The organism is Pantoea sp. BRR-3P (genome assembly GCF_039621635.1).
In the GTDB taxonomy this organism is placed as follows: domain Bacteria; phylum Pseudomonadota; class Gammaproteobacteria; order Enterobacterales; family Enterobacteriaceae; genus Pantoea; species Pantoea floridensis.
This window is the reverse complement of the sequence record NZ_CP155066.1, coordinates 738,083-754,878: the sequence shown is the minus strand read 5'-3', so window position 1 is coordinate 754,878 and position 16,796 is coordinate 738,083. Positions and strand designations below refer to the sequence as shown.

Here is a 16,796-nt window from a genome sequence, read left to right as displayed (position 1 = left end):
ACTTCGATTAATTTTAACCCTAATTATCAAAGCAACAATGTCGTAAAAACTAAAAAAACCTATCTTTTTGCATGTTAGTAAGAACAAACCTCTTATAAAAAGCTTAATGCAATATATAAAAAACTCCGCATAAAAAAATAAATTAAAAAATCGATACAATTAAACAAAATAGTTAGGGTTAGAAATATAAATAAGATGAAAAATACATGATAAAAAATCTTTATTTATTTTAATTGGCGAAACTTTCGCATTTAGCATGAGCTTGCCAAATGAAAGTTAAATGCTGTCAAGGTCTTGCCTTTCAGTGACAACCCCGTTTATTAAATTACTTCACCTCTCCTAATAACATTTTAGAATGCATTAAATTTAGCACGTTTTTATAACCATGCTAAAATGAAATAATCATAAAAAATATAATGCTAAGATTTTTTAAAAAAATATGGCCTTATAACATTCACCAAAAGAGCACTAACTAAAATCAGGCTAAAACCAATTACTTGCTTGCTTGTAGGTTGTTCATCGAGAAATGTTGAAGCAATAATTACTGTTATAACGGGTGATAGCAGAGTCGCATAGCTTGCGAATTCTGCACTCTCGTTCTGAATGAGATAAAACCAGATGAAATATACCAGTGCATTACCTACAATACCGAGATAGAGAACACAAAGAAGACACTCAGTATTAGTGAAAGCAGTGACAATAGGTTGTAATAATGGACCTGATTGAAAGAAAGGATAAGTAATGGAAACCAGAATAGTTGAAACCAATATCTGCCAGAATAATCTCGCCTTAAATGGAGTGACAGTCACTATCTTTTGAGAAACGACAGCTCCCATAGCCCAGAAAATGGCACTACACAGAATTACAACCTCACCCAACCCAACATGCACTTCTTTAAGTATCAACAAGATCCCCGAGATACAAAGAAGGAGTGAGAACAGGGAGAGTAAGTTCAGCTTTCTTGCTAAGCCCATCAGGATAATCGAGGTAAAGCAAGGCATTGTGTAAACAAGGATTGTCGCATTCGTAACAGAGGTGAAGTGAAGTGCGATGCTATTGAGCGTTGGAACCAGGAAAACATTTGGCACCGCAATTATTGCGATTCTTAAAAATTCATCATAGTTAAGGGTTTTAAGGCTTTCACGGATACTTTTGTTGAATATCAAAAAAATAATACTACATGATACAAGAGAACCCGCCATTCGGAATGCATAAGGCCCTATCACATTGATCGCAATTTTTGAAACAGGAAATGAAGTGCCCCATATTGAAGCCATTAACATCGTAAGCCAAAAAGAACTTTTAGTCATTAATCTATGCCTTCCCATACCTTGCTATAACAGACATTCGCCTGCTTTTCTGATTAGCTGTAACCATCGATACGAAATGAGGAACCTGTTTCTCTGATGTATCAAAAAGAAACAACTCAGCAAAACCTGGGGTCAATGTATCAACTACCTTCTTTCTATCCTGATCAAGTATATGTGTTAAACCACCAAAGTTCGGGTCCCAATTTTGAGTAATATTCAAGGCCACCCCGACATTGTTACCTGAATCCGTATGGGTGTTGAGAAAATGGCCTTTATCGAAACGATTGATATAGAAAAGGTCGGTATTCCCTATCTTCCTTCCGGTTAAGCAAGTAATCAGATCTTTAAACTCATCGGAGTTACAAAAGTTATAAGCAATTGTTGAAGCTTCACATGAAGCAACATTATCTTTCACTTCATTGGAGATTCTTCTGAAGAAGAAACTGAATTTATTATCGCAAAAATCTGCAAAACAAGAATTGAAACTCTTTTCAATCTCATCTGCCGGAGTCAAGAATGAGAGATCTTTTTGTTCTAAGGAATTTTTGTATATGTAAGTCCAGGACTCCTCTGATGAATCCTGTGACGACTCCATAATCTCATAAATTTTTGAAGCGAATTGAGATTGTATGTTTTTGGTAAGATAACCTTTGTCGTTAAAGGCAATACTATCAATGCTCATTTAAAAAATCTCTTCTTCGCGAGACTTGAAATCTTGCAATGAAAGAATGAATTTTTTACCCACAAGGTGTGGTTTGTCGTAGCCAGTTATAGTTTTGACAACCTGATCCGTAACAATACCAGCCATGATTGATAATGAGGGAGCACTTTGCCAGGCATTTACCTTCCTGTCACCATCTATGAACGAGTGCTTAAGGCGGGCTTCCTGAAACTTTCTAATGTCTGAATTGCTGTCGTAATATTTATCCTTAACAGAATTCTTAACTTCATCGAATCCACTATGAACACCATCATTGAGGTAGATGGGACCAACGGAGATCTCTAAAGGATCACCACCCAGCTCAATAACAGGGATGGCTTTGTCTTTAGCTATGCTATGGATGATTTCTTCAGCAGTGTCCTTACGATAGTAACCCAGTGCTGCCCAGGCAAGGATGATGAAGGTGCTGTCACCAATGAGTTCTTCAAGTCTTGTTCTGTCGGGAGAAGCGAACTCAAAGAATGTCTCCACATTCACGTTTTCGTTATAGGCAAGGATCGTATCTTTGGCCGCATCAACTTTGTTCTTGCCTACATCATCTGTGCGATACAACACCTGCCGGTTGATGTTTGACAACTCGACATCATCCCCATCAATGAGTCTTAAGGTGCCTATACCTGACATAGCCAGTTGAAGTGCACACCATGTGCCCCATCCTCCCATCCCGAAGATGGCTACCTTACTTTGCTTTAGCCGTTCCTGATACACGAAAGGATGTTGGTTATCAGCATCTATCAGGGAGAACTGAAGAATTTGCCTGTTGTACCTTTCTACTTCCTCACCAGACAGCACTTTTGAGAAGAAGGAGTTGTCCTGAAGGAGCTTCCTTTCCGCCAGGCCCGCAACCAGTCCATCCAGATGTTCACTTTCAATCTGGACACCCTCACTGACCAGTTCTTTAAAAATCCGGGGAACTGTCCTTTTACCATCCATTTTGGCAAGAGCTGGTCTTACCCAGGAAGGAGGATCATTGATGACCTGAGATACTCCTGGGATTTCTCCAATACAAATATCTCCATCATCTGCGAGAATGATGTGATGAGATTCTTTAATGAGGGGTTTAATATTCGTTAGTGACATGGTGTGCTCCAAAAAAAGTAAGGCCGCATACGAGATGCGGCCTTTGTCATACGTTATCAGCTAAGGACGATAACCTGACCTTTGGTATACATAGCATTTTCTTCAGTGATAGCAGAAATGCGCTGAGACAGAGTAGAGAACTTGATCATAGTGATACCCTCTTGCTTGTTCAGTTAGGTTTGTAAAGTTGTGTTTGTGTATCGATACCACTCCAATAAACAACATTAATGATTTCCTCGTCAATAACCCTAGCGGTAAAAAGCCATACTCTTTGTTAATTTGAAATCTTAAAAGAACAACCCCCTATATTTACAAGAAAATTCAGAACTTAGATCATGCCAATAATGTTTTTATCAGCATTTTGTTAACATGCACTTAAAAAGTGCAACTTGAAAAGCACTCATTAGTAACCCTAAGAAATAGTTAGAATTCTTACTTAGTTGGTAAACTTATGACAGCACGGTTCAGGGTTCAGCAGGAAGCAGGAAGCAGGAAGCAGGAAGCAGGAAGCAGGAAGCAGGAAGCAGGAAGCAGGAAGCAGGAAGCAGGAAGCAGGAAGCAGGAAGCAGGAAGCAGGACAAGTGAGTGAGGAGCTGTAAATGCTTAAAAAAATGGCCTGTATGACTGCCCTTTGAGAAAGTCGAAAAGCCATTACTGAAGAAGTTATTAACCTGGGATTAACTAATGAAAAGTTATTACAACCTCTTTTTCTTACAAGAAGTTGGGTCTTTAATTTCATAGGGAATCTCTTTTCTAAAAATTAGCTTCTGAGTTCTGAATACAGCCTCAACTTCATACTCATTCCATATTATGTATTCAATAATGAATTTATAAAAATATAAAACACGATCAAGACTAATGTTCGAAGGTATTGCATAGAAGTTTGGACTAAGTAAAGCCGAACTCAAAATAGCAATAATATTGCTGGGCCCTTTTAGATAAGGATTTTCGTAATCTTGCTGATATTTAAAGAAGTAACCCACACAGAAAAGATAGGCATCTTTAACAACTTTATTTTTATTACATTGTGACTCATCGTATCGTATGATAAATCGATTAAGAAGAATCAAAAACCTTTGATCAGGCAAATATTTTTGTAATTTATCCATAATAAGCATCCTTGCTAAGTTGTCATCCTTGACATGTTACTTATAACGCATATGAACTAAAAATCAATAGCTAAACTATCTTCGAAACTTTTCAATAATTGCTTTCAAACCATTTAAAAAACCTCCGCGCGATTTTGGTTCTTCTGCCTCAGGCTCAGGCTCAGGCTCAGGCTCAGGCTCAGGCTCAGGCTCAGGCTCAGGCTCAGGCTCAGGCTCAGGCTCAGGCTCAGGCTCAGGCTCAGGCTCAGGCTCAGGCTCAGGCTCAGGCTCAGGCTCAGGCTCAGGCTCAGGCTCAGGCTCAGGCTCAGGCTCAGGCTCAGGCTCAGGCTCAGGCTCAGGCTCAGGCTCAGGCTCAGGCTCAGGCTCAGGCTCAGGCTCAGGCTCAGGCTCAGGCTCAGGCTCAGGCTCAGGCTCAGGCTCAGGCTCAGGCTCAGGCTCAGGCTCAGGCAGGAACGATGCTGAATTTAGATAGTCTGAGTCAACATAGCTAACATCATTAGCTTCAAAATCCGATATATTTGTCTCATTCGCAGTCAGTTCGTATAAGTTAGTTTGTGAAACTATCGAAATTTCATTACTCGTATTGAAAGTATCTTTAACATCATCGATAAAAGAAACATAAATCAATTTGAAATGATTTGTATGTAGCAACAGTGGTTCTTTATCATCAGGAAAACCAAAAAAGAAAACAGTTAGAAACTTATTAGCTTTTTTATAGGACTTTGTTTTTTTATCAAAAAGGGACTTCCTGTACCTCTCAGCTTTCTCTCTTTGCTTTTCATACTCTTTAAAGAAAACATCTTTCTGGCTTGAGTTCCAGTTTGATGCATCAACTTTAAGCTTAAAGGCTTCTTTTGTTCCTTTTTTGCGAGCAAGAAAAACAATCTCATACTCATCTGCATTAGGATCTAAAGTAAGATTAGATTGTAGTGCACCAAAATATATTGCGGGTTTAAAATACTTAACATCTGGTTTATATTTTAACTTCTGAAATGTCTCATTATAAGTCCTTTTTTCATAGGGCGGTATTGAAAGGAACTCGTTATTGTTGACTCCTGAAAGATAGTAATCAACTATTGGTTTAATACTTGAAGACGAAACAGGATGTTCTCTTACAACAACTTCTTCATCGTTTACTTTTCTGGTCCTATTATCGTTTTTTTCTCTGTGAATTCTTTCATCATTTTCCAGACGAAGAATTGAAATGAATGGAGCTGGAGGAGAGTTATGTGTTTTTTCATCATTAGAGTTGTTTCGGTTGCGATTTTTTGCATCATGTATGCCACAACCTGACTTGTGCTCGCCAGTATATTTGAAATATGATTGATTAACATTCTCGGATCTGTAACTGCAAGGTGTCGCTTTTATTCTGCACTTCAGATAGGGGCATAAAAATTCAGTTGTTCGAACATAAAAATCATCCATACCCCTAAGGTCATTACCATGCACAATATCATCAGTTGAACTATCCTTCGCTACCGTCAAAACTCATGCCCTCGTTAAGTTGCCTTTAACAACATAGTAACGAAATGACAACACGGTGATCAATAAAAGTTACTTAACTTTAAAGTGCAATATTAATCATCAAAATTCAATTACTTACATAAATTAAACCTAATCTTAACTCCTTTCTCTATCAACTGAAATTAAGGGTTCATTGAGTTGATGTTCTTTAATTCCATGTTTGTGAGCATTATATTGCCATATCACAAATTGCTGTTTTAAAACTCTGACTTCTTCTTTGAGCGATTCATTTTTCAACTGCAAATTTTTTATCTGCTGTGAAGCTATGCTGAGGTTTGCAGGTCTTTTGACTTCAGATGCTCCAGATTTTATGTTCTTCTTTTGAAGCTCAAAAGCCCTGACTATAGCTGTATGCTGACTTAGAGACTGTCTCGTTGGTCTCTTACCCAAAAGCTCGGTAACAGAGTCACAAAGGTTTTCCCAGGTAAACTTCCCCTGCCTTAAGGTCTGCCATCCTGCTATAGAATTTATAATTATTTGTAGATCTTTATTAGTAAGGTGTTTGGCCATTATTACTCTCCTTGTTAGTTATCTTGTTATCCTTCTTCATTTCTAAAATACGAGAAAAGTGTGAAAAATCGTCCCCATGCGTTCTTACAAGCGAACCATCAGGTAGTTCGGGATATTCCATCAATGCAATAATCCCCTTCACTCTTTCAAGTGTCTTCGTTTGATGCTGATACCACTTGTCAGCTCCAAGTTCCTCTTCACTGATAGCTTCTTTAGCCTTATCAACGAGGTCTTCAGTCGTATCAAGTAAGGACCTGAGCCTTTCAAGTTTCTGCTTCTCCCCTTTGACACATACCTGCTCACTACAGTTGATACAATCAAAGTATTTGCTACAGGGAGCAAAAGTATAATCATGAACACAATATCCATACTCAGTAGTATGAACAGCACCATGCTCTAACTCATTTTTTAATTCATGAATAGTTGAAATTTCAAAGTTCCCATTCACATCACTATCGCAGGGAATTATATTATTTTGATTAATGCCCAGAGCTTTCACTTTTTCAATCATTTCGTCTTCAGTGATGTGGTTGTAAACTCTGTTCTGGGTAATGGACACTCTGCCTGACCACTTTGCTATGTCCAGTTCTCCGAGGCCCCCTCTTTGGGCGAGAGTGTTAAGTAGATGTCTGGCTTGATGAGTTCTAAGAAAGAAAGGTTTATTATCCTCATCGTGATAACCATGCCTTTCGAAAAGATTCTTATGCTTACTGATTTTTGAATAGCCTAACTCTTTAGAGAAGAAAGCATTTGTTATTTTAAACAGATCATTACCTGTTCGTCGTTTCATACTGAGCTGGTTATTGAGGAGAGCACATAGAGCATTACTGAAGCGAACATCTTTCTCTTTATCAAACCAGATTGTTCCACCTGACCCATTTTTTATTTCTTCCTCAAGCATCTTACTTCTTGCTCTTGAATTTTCAGATAACTTTAACAATCTCTTAATTGCAAGTTTGGCAGTAGGAACCATAATTTCAGGTATCCACTTAATGTTTGCCCCAAAACCTTTCAGTGAATAGAATCTCAGGCCATAGCATTCCTTTCCTTCCCTGTTCTTCTCAACAATTTCACAATCAGCTCTAAGTGATAATATTTCAGATATACGACTGGGTGCGCACATCAGCAATGCAAACACTGAAGTAACAAACAGGTCTCTTTCGTGAAGGTCATAATCCTGCATTGAAAAGATTTCACCAATTGCTCGTAATGCTCTTTCATTAGGCAGTTTCGCTAATCTGGTATTGTCTGCATTATCAGAAATCGACAGCCTTGATTCAGGTGGTCTGATGTAACTACTCCACTTCATTAATCCACAATTAAGGAATTCTTTCTCATTCAGGAAAGCAACCAATCTCTCCATAAATTTACCACAACTATATGCAACTCCTTTAGTGTAGTTTTTATTAATGTCGGACAAGCACTCATCGAGAATGACTGGGTTTAGTGATTTTATATCACCAGACCCAGTAAAAACTAATAAATTTTTTTCAATCACCCTAAGCACAATTGGAAAAGTTAGTTTATCAAATCCTTTAAGATTAGAGCAAAAAATATAAGCTACATATGATTTGCAAAATTCAATGTAAGAGGAATCAAGATCTTCAGCTTTAATGAACGAATCCAACTTGACATTCTTCATCTTAAATTTAGAAAATTTAAATATTTTCTTCCAATGATTACTCTCCCATTTGTTATCAAGTAGATTGCCACTTACTTGTTCTTTACAATTTAGAATAAATTCGTTAAGATTTTCCCCTGCTAAGATTTCTGTTTTATTCCTAAAATTAATTATATCACTTTCATTCATACCTATTGCTCCTTTGTAATTTTAAAGTCTCACATTTTTTCACTACTTCTTCTACAGCCATTATTGTTCTGTCTAATGTTTTACTCATAGTTTCATCATTAGTATCAGTCATAATTCTTTCTCTTTGTTTTAATAAATGATCTCGTAGTTCTATATGTGGTGCATCAATAAATGGGCGAAAGTGATGGCAGGTATAACAAGGGACAGGAACATTAGCCCGACATGATTTACAACCACCACATGCTCCAGTGACATCCCCTGATAAATCCCTAACTGCTAATTCATTTTTCTTTATTGAGTCATCACCCTGAATTTTACCTTGGAAAAAACCAGCATATTTTTTCATATGATTTCCCACTGCATCATCAATTCTTGCAACATGATCAGCATTAAATTCAACGTATACCCCCGTATATTGAGTTGTAGAGTGATCTAATAGTTCTGCAATAACTAATTCGCTGGCACCTTCTCTCGCAGCTCTTGTGCCAACCGTATAACGAAATCGTCGAGGGTTTACATTTAATCTTTCATAAGTTCTTTCCGAAATAACATTTTCTGTTTTAGCAATAAAAGCAAGTGTCTTATTTATCTTTACAGAGTATTCGTGAGCTTTATCCGATACAAATATCTCTCTCAATTCATTATTTATTTTGAAGCTTTCTAACTTTTGCATTGATATAAATAGCGGTGTATTTTCAATCTCTTTGTTAGTTAGCTCTCTTTTAAGTATGCTACGAATTTGCTCGATGCTCAAATCGCACTGCTTACGGAGTAAATCGTATAATTCTTTTGTCACTTGAAAATTTCTGCAAGCTTCCCTGAATCCCAAGCCTTGCTTTATCCTTGGGATGCTAATGACATATGAATAGCTATTCTCATTTACTTTTAGCCTTCTTATATCAGATACCTTCATCTGTGAAATCTGTAGTGGCCTTCTTCCGGTTGCGCTTGTCAGCAAAGCCATCGCTAATTGAGTAATATCTATGTTTCCTTTTTCATATGCTCTATAGCAAGCTTCAAGAAAAGATTGTAATTCTATATCAGTAAGTGGGCCTTTAACTTTATCTCTTCTTCTTACAACTTCTCCTTTTTTGTTGTCAGTGATTATCAATTTACACAAGAAATCATATGCATCTTCATCTATTCCAGAGTAACCCAATTCATACCATTTTTTTATGAGTATCCTTACCGATGACATAATATTATTGTTCTTGCCATCAGATCCTCTAAACCTCACAAGGGAAAACTCATCAACTCGCTTTGGCTCTACACTTACAATAAACCTCCTGAAATTATTATTTATTACTTTAACTGAAGCAGGGCTTAATTCACAAGCCAGATATTTAAGCACCTTTAAATATCCTTCCATTAATTCTTTATCAATTACATCCTTAACCATTTTGATATTTACCGTCACATTTCGGCTTAGTCTCCATGCCTCATCATTTAGGAAAAAGTAATAACCTTTCGTTTTAGCTTCATAAGCGCTCCCATTATCTTCACCATTAACATATACTTTTAACATTAAACACCTCCTCTATTGATCATATCTTTCTGCATATTCAGAGCTAACTCTGCGGCCTTGTTTTCGATGAATCTTCTGTTATAAGTAGAAGCAGTCCCCGAACCCTCTTTCCAGCCCATGAGTAAAGACCTCATTTGTTCTTGCTCATATTGATTAGGTGGACTCTCCATACGGTCCATCTTTGAAGAAAATTCATAATTCCAGGTGTGTCTTAATTTATGCCCTGTCATTCTAGAAAGGTCGGGGCAAGATATCCTTAAGGCATTAATTATTTTATGATATGCCTGAATAGATAATGGTTCTCCAAACGTATTTCCCTTTTTATGACAAATAAAAAGATAACCATTATCTTTTTTCATTCTGTGCTTTCTTCTTTCTACTTTAATATAATTGGAAATTTCCTGACTTAAGTCATCAGATATTGATAACTTCCTACTTAGGGTTTTAACAAGTGGTTGTTTAATCCTTGAGTCATGAGGATCATCAGCTCTCCTGTTGATAAAAATTGTCTGAGAACCTATATCAATATCTGCGATTTTGATGTTTAGTAACTCTCCTGCCCTTAATCCCAAGTTATAAAGAATCAGTATCATTAGTCTGTTTCGCCTTTGAACATCAGAATTAAATGGATTCATTTCTGACCCTATTTTCAAAATCTCAAACAAAATATTAATTTGATTTTGATTGAGGTTTCTATCTTTTGCTGGTTCTTGGTTCCTGAATCTGATCTTAGGTCTGTGACTTTTCAATTTCGCAATGAATTTTTCAATAAGTTTGTGATCTCTTTTATAACTCACTGTGAAGAAGTCACATAACCATTCAAGATATTTAATAATTGCTGTTAATCTGAAGTACTGAGTATTACTATTAACCCTGCACCCGCTATCAAGATTTGCAACCTTCTCTTTTTTCATTCTCTTAGTTATAAATTCTTTTAGTCCATCAATCTCTTGAAGATGAAGAAACTCTGCTGTTCTGATCCTTGCTTCTATGTCTATGTTCTTGAGATTCAGAAATCTATAAAAAAGAGCTATACTCGCTGAATGTAGCTCAATAGTTGAAATTGATTCGTTTTTCTTTCTTAACTCAGTTGATATATACAAACACGGATAATAAAGCGGCACTTTTGAAACTTTATCAGTGATCAAACAACATCTCTCTCCAGTATCCATTTTTATTGTATTAGTTACTATTCTATCCATACGTCTCCTTATTTTATTTACATTATTTTAGTTCCATTCTTAATTAAAAATCTTGCAAAATAGGTATATGTATAACCTACATAGAAAATGACCTATAAGTATCTTGCAAATAAATTATTGTCTTTTACTTAATAAATCCAGTAATATCAAGTGGATCTAAAATTATTTTTACATTTATATATATGGTAGATAGATGGTTTATTCTATTTACCTGATACTAACTATTCACTACTTTATCCCTTGGTATCTCTCACTTTTAAATAATTCCAGTAAAGTATTTTGCAACATACCCTTGAATAAATCATTTATATCTTGCATTTTTAAATTAATTTTAATTCATTTATTCCTTAGAATGATTATTTAATTAGCACACCAAAAACACTTAGTCAAATTTAATATGCCATTCTATTTGTCCACTACCGAATTAAGGATCTTTTAAAAGATTTTTAAAGTTGATATTTTACTAACATTGATAATCATGGATGAGGATGGTAGTTATAATGATAAGAACCAATTTTAATAAGGGAGTATTAATAGAAGGGGTTTAGCTTAGCACTAAAAATAATTTCATTAAAAACAAAATTAAAGAAAGGCCAACCCAATAAAATGGATTGGCTAAAATATTTTCTAGATCATAAAATCATCAAGATTTTTACCAGTGTCGAGAGCGCTTTTTATAGCTTTAGGTGTACGCCCCTGCCCTGTCCAGCTTTTCTCATTGCCATTTTCGTCGGTATATTTATATTTTGCAGGTCGAGGATTGCGGCTTGACTTTTGTTTTTTTGAAGCTGAGCTTGAACCATAATGACCAAGTAATTCCTGTGGATCGATTCCATCTGCAAGGAGTTGCTCTCGGATAGCGTCAAGTTTTACTTTCCTCTCTTCTTTTTCTTTCATGCCTGACTCTTCTTCGTGACGTTTTTCTTCAACGATTGATGTCAGTTTTTCAAGAATTTCTTCGAGAATTTCTAGTGAGGTTTCACGTGATTTTGCTCTTAAAGTCCGAATGTTGCTAAATGCTTTAAACTCTTCACTCATTGCAAATTTTCCCATTTTAAAATTTTTAAGAACTACAATAAGAACTACAAGTGGTTTACTCAATGATTTTAGACGAAGAATTCTGAGTGTCACCCTATAAAACTAAAATTATGTAAGAAAGATCAAATCTAGAGATTCTTTTAGAGTTCCAAAGAATTTTTCAGAAATTTATTTATTTCGTGCTTTTCTTGCATCGTAATAGAATTCAATATCATTCGCTTTAAGAATTTAACAAATGTTGAATGCCAAATTTCTCTCTCATCTGCCCATACCCAATCTTTAAGTAGAGCTTCTTCAATTGAAAGCCATATCAAACCATAATCACTATCTTTCATGTAAATTTTAAAATAGTCATCTGTAACCCTGAGAGCATGACCGACAATCGCCCTCCCGTTACTTATGGTCCAAAATGGTTGCGGGCAAGTAAAATCTGATAGGGATGTGAATGCCAATCCCCTAACCTGAGCGGCCTGCATGGTGCCACTAACTCTATGATTGTTTCGCCAAGCTCTAAGATCGCCAAGAAGATAGTTTACTCGCTGATTTCGGGCTTTGCTTTCAGAAGACTGATACTGCACATAGGGTGGGCCATCTCCATTCTGGCGATAACGAGCAAGGGTTTTAACACTTACCCCTAAATACAATGCCGCTAAATCTACACCAATGGTGGCATCATCCGGCATGTCGCCGAACAAACTCCAGACCTCTGACATCTCTCTCAAGGTTTCAATAGCACTCATGCTTGCTTCCCAGAATATTCAGGTATTGGTGGGTATTTTGCTGAAGCCAGTAAATTATTATATAACCCTGGCGCAGTCATCAGTATATGTAGCTCAATCCGCTGTAGTGCCTCAAACACTCGGTTTTTGTCCGGTTCAGCATACCTCTCGGTAGGATCGGTTGTGTTACGGTGATTCAGGAGCTTCTTTACAACAGCATAGGAGCCAATCTCTTCAGCGATCCTGCCAAAGGTTCTTCTCAGGTCATGAGTGCCTACCTTAGCGATTCCGGCTTCTGCACATAGGTATTCTCTAAGTGTTTTACTATCACTATAGTGCCCGCTTTTGCTTCGAGGTGATCGTGCTGGAAACACCCATTTTCTGCGACTCGCTTTTACTTCTTTATCAAAAACGATATCCCTTCTTTGCTCTAATAAACACTTGACAGCATCACAGATGGGAAGCTCATGATTAGTCCTGTTCTTGGTATCAAAGAAGAAAATTTTCTTATTAACCAAATCGACATAGCTCGTAGACTTTGCTTCTTCTGCCGATAGCTCCTCTCTCCAGCATAGAGAAGCCGTTTCTTCCTTTCTCGCACCAAGCAACACCGTTAGAAGGAGATAATCGCAACCAAGGCGGTTAAAGCTTCTCTTGTTGTTCAGCGCCTCCAGAAACTTACCCAATGTATCTTTTGCTGAAAGCGGATTTCTCACACCTTTTGACTGATAGCTTTCTTCCAGTTCAGAGCGACTACGATATTTCTTTTGCACTCTGAGCACAGTGAATGGGTTGTAAGTGAGAACAGGAAGTCGTTGCTGGCTCTGTGCATTCATCGCCTCTACATCGATAGAATGTTGAACTGCCACATTTGCCCACCTGAAAGTCTGCTCAGCCGTCGTTCTGGTTTTTGAGGCTATCTCATCAAACTTCTTAAGAATGAGGCTTCCTGTGAGGTCACGGACCCTATACCGCTCCCACTCTTTAAGCTTTTGTTCCGCTTTATCCAGCACCCGGATTGAATTTGGTTTTGCTGGTTTGCTTCGTCCTAGCAGGTGCTGACGATATTGAGTAAAAATCTCACTGAGGGTTAGCTCTGCGATATCAGCTTCTCGTTTAACTGTATTTGGGTTTCTTTTAGTAGATTTCATCGATTGTGCATAGGTTCTCGCAACTTCACGAGCCTGATCAATCGATGCAAAATCCGATACATTACCTATCGTCGCTCTGATTACCTGTGAAGGTGACTTGCCCTCTGAAGGACTTCTGTCCCCTCCTGAAACTCTTCTCTGGATGATATAGGTCTTCTTCGTTGCACTGATCTTTACACCAAAGCCTACGGGTGAATCACGGTGGCTGTCAGTGATAAGATACGGCTTACCAGAAATGTTAGGCACATACACAACTCGTCCGTCTGAATCTAACTCAGGTTTGGTTTCTATCGATAACTTATTGATAATTATTGATTGATTCAGAGTCATCTTCACTGTTGTTGCCTCAAGTATACCAAAAGAGCCATGTTGTATTCTTGATAGTAGCTAGAATACATCTGGCATACAAACTTTCGGATTTAGATGGATTTATCAGGGTTTCAAATGGGGCCACTTGAGTACTTCTAAAGCCATAAAAATGAGTTAATTCAATATGAAAGAGTCTACAGATAAGGACTTTTCAACCCATACGCCGATGATGCAGCAATACCTGCGCCTGAAGGCCGATCATCCTGACATTCTGCTGTTTTATCGCATGGGCGATTTCTATGAGCTGTTTTACGATGATGCGAAACGCGCCTCGCAGCTGCTGGAAATCTCGTTAACCAAACGCGGTGCATCCGCGGGTGAACCGATTCCAATGGCCGGCGTGCCTTACCATGCAGTAGAAGGTTATCTGGCAAAACTGGTCCAACTCGGCGAATCAGTGGCGATCTGTGAGCAGATTGGCGATCCCGCCCTGAGCAAAGGCCCGGTAGAGCGCAAAGTCGTGCGCATTGTTACGCCCGGCACCATCAGTGATGAAGCGTTGCTACAAGAGCGTCAGGATAATCTCCTCGCCGCCATCTTCCAGAGCCAGCGCGGTTTTGGCTATGCAACACTGGATATCAGTTCTGGTCGATTCCGCCTAAGTGAACCTGCCGATTTGGAAACCATGGCAGCCGAGTTGCAGCGCACTAATCCGGCCGAGTTACTCTACCCCGAAGATTTTCAGGCCATGGCGCTGATTGACCAGCGCCGCGGCCTGCGCCGTCGTCCTCTTTGGGAGTATGAAATCGATACTGCGCGCCAGCAGCTCAATCTGCAATTTGGTACCCGCGATCTCAGTGGCTTTGGCGTCGAACAGGCGCACCTTGCCCTGCGCGCCGCAGGATGCCTGCTGCAATATGTCAAAGATACGCAGCGCACCTCGCTGCCGCATATCCGCTCGCTGAGTATGGAGCGTCAGCAGGACAGCGTGATTATGGATGCTGCTACGCGCCGTAATCTGGAGATCACTCAGAATCTGGCAGGCGGCATCGAGAATACGCTGGCGGCGATCCTGGATAAAACAGTTACGCCAATGGGCAGCCGCATGCTGAAACGCTGGCTGCATATGCCGCTGCGCGATGTCACCACTATCGCACGCCGTCAGGAATCTATCGCTGAGTTGCAATCGCTTAGTCAGGATTTGCAGCCGGTGTTGCGGCAGGTAGGCGATCTGGAGCGTATTCTGGCGCGCCTGGCACTCCGCACCGCTCGCCCACGCGATCTAGCGCGTATGCGCCATGCTTTCCAACAGCTCCCGGAATTAAATCAGCTGCTTGAAGGGGCTGAGGCAACTCAGCTGGTCAATCTGCGATCGCAAATGGGTGAGTTCAAGGAACTGCGCGAGCTGCTGGAGCAGGCCATCATTGAATCTCCGCCGGTACTGGTGCGCGACGGTGGCGTGATTGCACCCGGCTATAATGCAGAACTGGATGAATGGCGGGCTTTGGCGGATGGCGCGACCGATTATCTTGATCGTCTGGAGATCCGTGAGCGTGAAAAGCTGGGGCTGGACACGCTAAAAGTCGGCTTTAATGCCATCCACGGCTATTACATTCAGGTTAGTCGCGGACAAAGTCATCTGGTACCAATTCACTACGTACGCCGCCAGACGCTTAAGAATGCCGAGCGTTATATCATTCCTGAACTGAAAGAGTACGAAGATAAAGTTCTGACATCGAAAGGCAAAGCGCTGGCGCTGGAAAAAGGCCTTTATGATGAGTTATTCGATCGCTTATTGCCACATCTCGAAGCGCTGCAAATCAGCGCGGCCGCGCTATCAGAACTGGATGTGTTAGCAAACCTGGCCGAACGTGCCTGGACACTTAATTACTGCCGTCCGGTGTTACAAGAAAAAGCCGGCATTCGTATTACTGCTGGGCGCCATCCTGTGGTTGAACAGGTGCTAAAAGAGCCCTTTATCGCTAACCCGCTATCGCTCTCACCCCAGCGTCGCATGTTGATCATCACCGGGCCGAATATGGGTGGTAAAAGTACCTATATGCGCCAGACTGCATTGATTGCATTAATGGCGTGGATTGGCAGCTATGTGCCGGCGGAAGAGACGGTCATCGGCCCAATTGATCGTATTTTTACCCGCGTTGGTGCAGCCGACGATCTGGCTTCTGGTCGCTCAACCTTTATGGTAGAGATGACTGAAACCGCCAACATTCTGCATAACGCCACCGAAAATAGCCTGGTGTTGATGGATGAAATTGGTCGCGGCACTTCTACCTATGATGGGCTATCGCTGGCATGGGCGTGCGCCGAGAGCCTGGCAAATCGCATTAAGGCCATGACGCTGTTCGCCACCCACTATTTTGAGCTGACAACCCTGCCTGAGAAAATGGAAGGCGTGGTGAATGTGCACCTGGATGCCGTTGAGCATGGCGATACCATCGCCTTTATGCACAGCGTACAGGATGGTGCGGCGAGTAAAAGTTATGGTCTTGCTGTAGCAGCGTTGGCGGGCGTACCTAAAGAGGTAATTAAGCGCGCGCGTAACAAGCTTAAAGAGCTGGAAGCGTTATCTGGCAGTTCTGCTGCATCAACGGTTGAAGGATCACAAATGCAGCTTTTGGTCGCTGAAACCTCTCCGGCAGTCGACGCTCTTGAGGCGCTGGATCCCGATAGTCTAACGCCAAAACAAGCGCTGGAATGGATTTACCGGCTCAAAACGCTGGTCTAGCATTAGCTGGGGATAAACAATCAGTGCATTGCGTATCCTCAT

The 16,796-nt window shown here is 39.8% G+C and carries 14 protein-coding genes; 1 reads left to right on the top strand and 13 read right to left on the bottom strand.

The annotated features are described in order from the left end of the window. Positions 1-419 precede the first annotated feature (419 nt). From AAGR08_RS03395 to AAGR08_RS03335, 13 genes are all read right to left on the bottom strand, one after another. Positions 420-1,310, bottom strand: a complete 891-nt coding sequence (locus AAGR08_RS03395; protein ID WP_320204484.1) for a DMT family transporter — start codon at positions 1,308-1,310, stop codon at positions 420-422. A 4-nt stretch (positions 1,311-1,314) separates the two neighbouring features. Further along, entirely contained in the window at positions 1,315-1,992 is a 678-nt protein-coding gene (locus AAGR08_RS03390) for a 2OG-Fe(II) oxygenase family protein (protein WP_097096279.1), read from the bottom strand. After that, positions 1,993-3,111: a ThiF family adenylyltransferase gene (locus AAGR08_RS03385; protein ID WP_345828537.1), complete on the bottom strand. Its 1,119-nt coding sequence runs from the start codon at positions 3,109-3,111 to the stop codon at positions 1,993-1,995. Positions 3,112-3,167: 56 nt separating this feature from the next. Further along, positions 3,168-3,260, bottom strand: a complete 93-nt coding sequence (locus AAGR08_RS03380; RefSeq protein WP_012770338.1) for a pantocin A family RiPP — start codon at positions 3,258-3,260, stop codon at positions 3,168-3,170. 546 nt (positions 3,261-3,806) lie between these two features. After that, positions 3,807-4,220 carry a hypothetical protein gene (locus AAGR08_RS03375; protein ID WP_320204483.1) on the bottom strand — a complete coding sequence of 138 codons (414 nt, stop codon included), beginning with the start codon at positions 4,218-4,220 and terminating at the stop codon, positions 3,807-3,809. Between the two features lie 75 nt (positions 4,221-4,295). Continuing rightward, on the bottom strand, positions 4,296-5,705 hold the full coding sequence (locus AAGR08_RS03370; RefSeq protein ID WP_345828531.1) for a hypothetical protein: 1,410 nt from the start codon (positions 5,703-5,705) through the stop codon (positions 4,296-4,298). Between the two features lie 135 nt (positions 5,706-5,840). Beyond that, positions 5,841-6,254: a hypothetical protein gene (locus tag AAGR08_RS03365; RefSeq protein ID WP_097096276.1), complete on the bottom strand. Its 414-nt coding sequence runs from the start codon at positions 6,252-6,254 to the stop codon at positions 5,841-5,843. After that, on the bottom strand, positions 6,235-8,064 hold the full coding sequence (locus AAGR08_RS03360) for a hypothetical protein (protein ID WP_345828530.1): 1,830 nt from the start codon (positions 8,062-8,064) through the stop codon (positions 6,235-6,237). Before AAGR08_RS03360 ends, AAGR08_RS03365 begins: the two co-directional genes overlap by 20 nt. Next, a complete protein-coding gene (locus tag AAGR08_RS03355; protein ID WP_097096274.1) occupies positions 8,057-9,589 on the bottom strand; it encodes a site-specific integrase in 1,533 nt (510 codons plus the stop codon). The genes AAGR08_RS03360 and AAGR08_RS03355 overlap by 8 nt, the downstream gene beginning before the upstream one ends. After that, positions 9,589-10,791, bottom strand: coding sequence for a site-specific integrase (locus AAGR08_RS03350; RefSeq protein ID WP_345828529.1), 1,203 nt, complete (start codon positions 10,789-10,791; stop codon positions 9,589-9,591). Before AAGR08_RS03350 ends, AAGR08_RS03355 begins: the two co-directional genes overlap by 1 nt. A gap of 627 nt (positions 10,792-11,418) precedes the next feature. Next, on the bottom strand, positions 11,419-11,829 hold the full coding sequence (locus AAGR08_RS03345; protein ID WP_097096272.1) for an H-NS family nucleoid-associated regulatory protein: 411 nt from the start codon (positions 11,827-11,829) through the stop codon (positions 11,419-11,421). Between the two features lie 140 nt (positions 11,830-11,969). Next, positions 11,970-12,569, bottom strand: coding sequence for a hypothetical protein (locus AAGR08_RS03340; RefSeq protein WP_097096271.1), 600 nt, complete (start codon positions 12,567-12,569; stop codon positions 11,970-11,972). Then, positions 12,566-14,035: a tyrosine-type recombinase/integrase gene (locus AAGR08_RS03335; RefSeq protein WP_097096270.1), complete on the bottom strand. Its 1,470-nt coding sequence runs from the start codon at positions 14,033-14,035 to the stop codon at positions 12,566-12,568. Before AAGR08_RS03335 ends, AAGR08_RS03340 begins: the two co-directional genes overlap by 4 nt. A 157-nt stretch (positions 14,036-14,192) precedes the next feature. On the opposite strand from AAGR08_RS03335, the gene mutS reads away from it, so the two are divergent. Continuing rightward, on the top strand, positions 14,193-16,754 hold the full coding sequence (gene mutS, locus AAGR08_RS03330; protein ID WP_345828525.1) for a DNA mismatch repair protein MutS: 2,562 nt from the start codon (positions 14,193-14,195) through the stop codon (positions 16,752-16,754). Positions 16,755-16,796: the final 42 nt, after the last annotated feature.

Excerpts from the sequence above, each read along its gene's own strand:
- AAGR08_RS03395 (WP_320204484.1), bottom strand. The coding sequence starts at position 1,310 with ATGACTAAAAGTTCTTTTTGGCTTACGATGTTAATGGCTTCAATATGG.
- AAGR08_RS03390 (WP_097096279.1), bottom strand. The coding sequence starts at position 1,992 with ATGAGCATTGATAGTATTGCCTTTAACGACAAAGGTTATCTTACCAAA.
- AAGR08_RS03385 (WP_345828537.1), bottom strand. The coding sequence starts at position 3,111 with ATGTCACTAACGAATATTAAACCCCTCATTAAAGAATCTCATCACATC.
- AAGR08_RS03380 (WP_012770338.1), bottom strand. The coding sequence starts at position 3,260 with ATGATCAAGTTCTCTACTCTGTCTCAGCGCATTTCTGCTATCACTGAA.
- AAGR08_RS03375 (WP_320204483.1), bottom strand. The coding sequence starts at position 4,220 with ATGGATAAATTACAAAAATATTTGCCTGATCAAAGGTTTTTGATTCTT.
- AAGR08_RS03365 (WP_097096276.1), bottom strand. The coding sequence starts at position 6,254 with ATGGCCAAACACCTTACTAATAAAGATCTACAAATAATTATAAATTCT.
- AAGR08_RS03360 (WP_345828530.1), bottom strand. The coding sequence starts at position 8,064 with ATGAATGAAAGTGATATAATTAATTTTAGGAATAAAACAGAAATCTTA.
- AAGR08_RS03355 (WP_097096274.1), bottom strand. The coding sequence starts at position 9,589 with ATGTTAAAAGTATATGTTAATGGTGAAGATAATGGGAGCGCTTATGAA.
- AAGR08_RS03350 (WP_345828529.1), bottom strand. The coding sequence starts at position 10,791 with ATGGATAGAATAGTAACTAATACAATAAAAATGGATACTGGAGAGAGA.
- AAGR08_RS03345 (WP_097096272.1), bottom strand. The coding sequence starts at position 11,829 with ATGAGTGAAGAGTTTAAAGCATTTAGCAACATTCGGACTTTAAGAGCA.
- AAGR08_RS03340 (WP_097096271.1), bottom strand. The coding sequence starts at position 12,569 with ATGAGTGCTATTGAAACCTTGAGAGAGATGTCAGAGGTCTGGAGTTTG.
- mutS (WP_345828525.1), top strand. The coding sequence starts at position 14,193 with ATGAAAGAGTCTACAGATAAGGACTTTTCAACCCATACGCCGATGATG.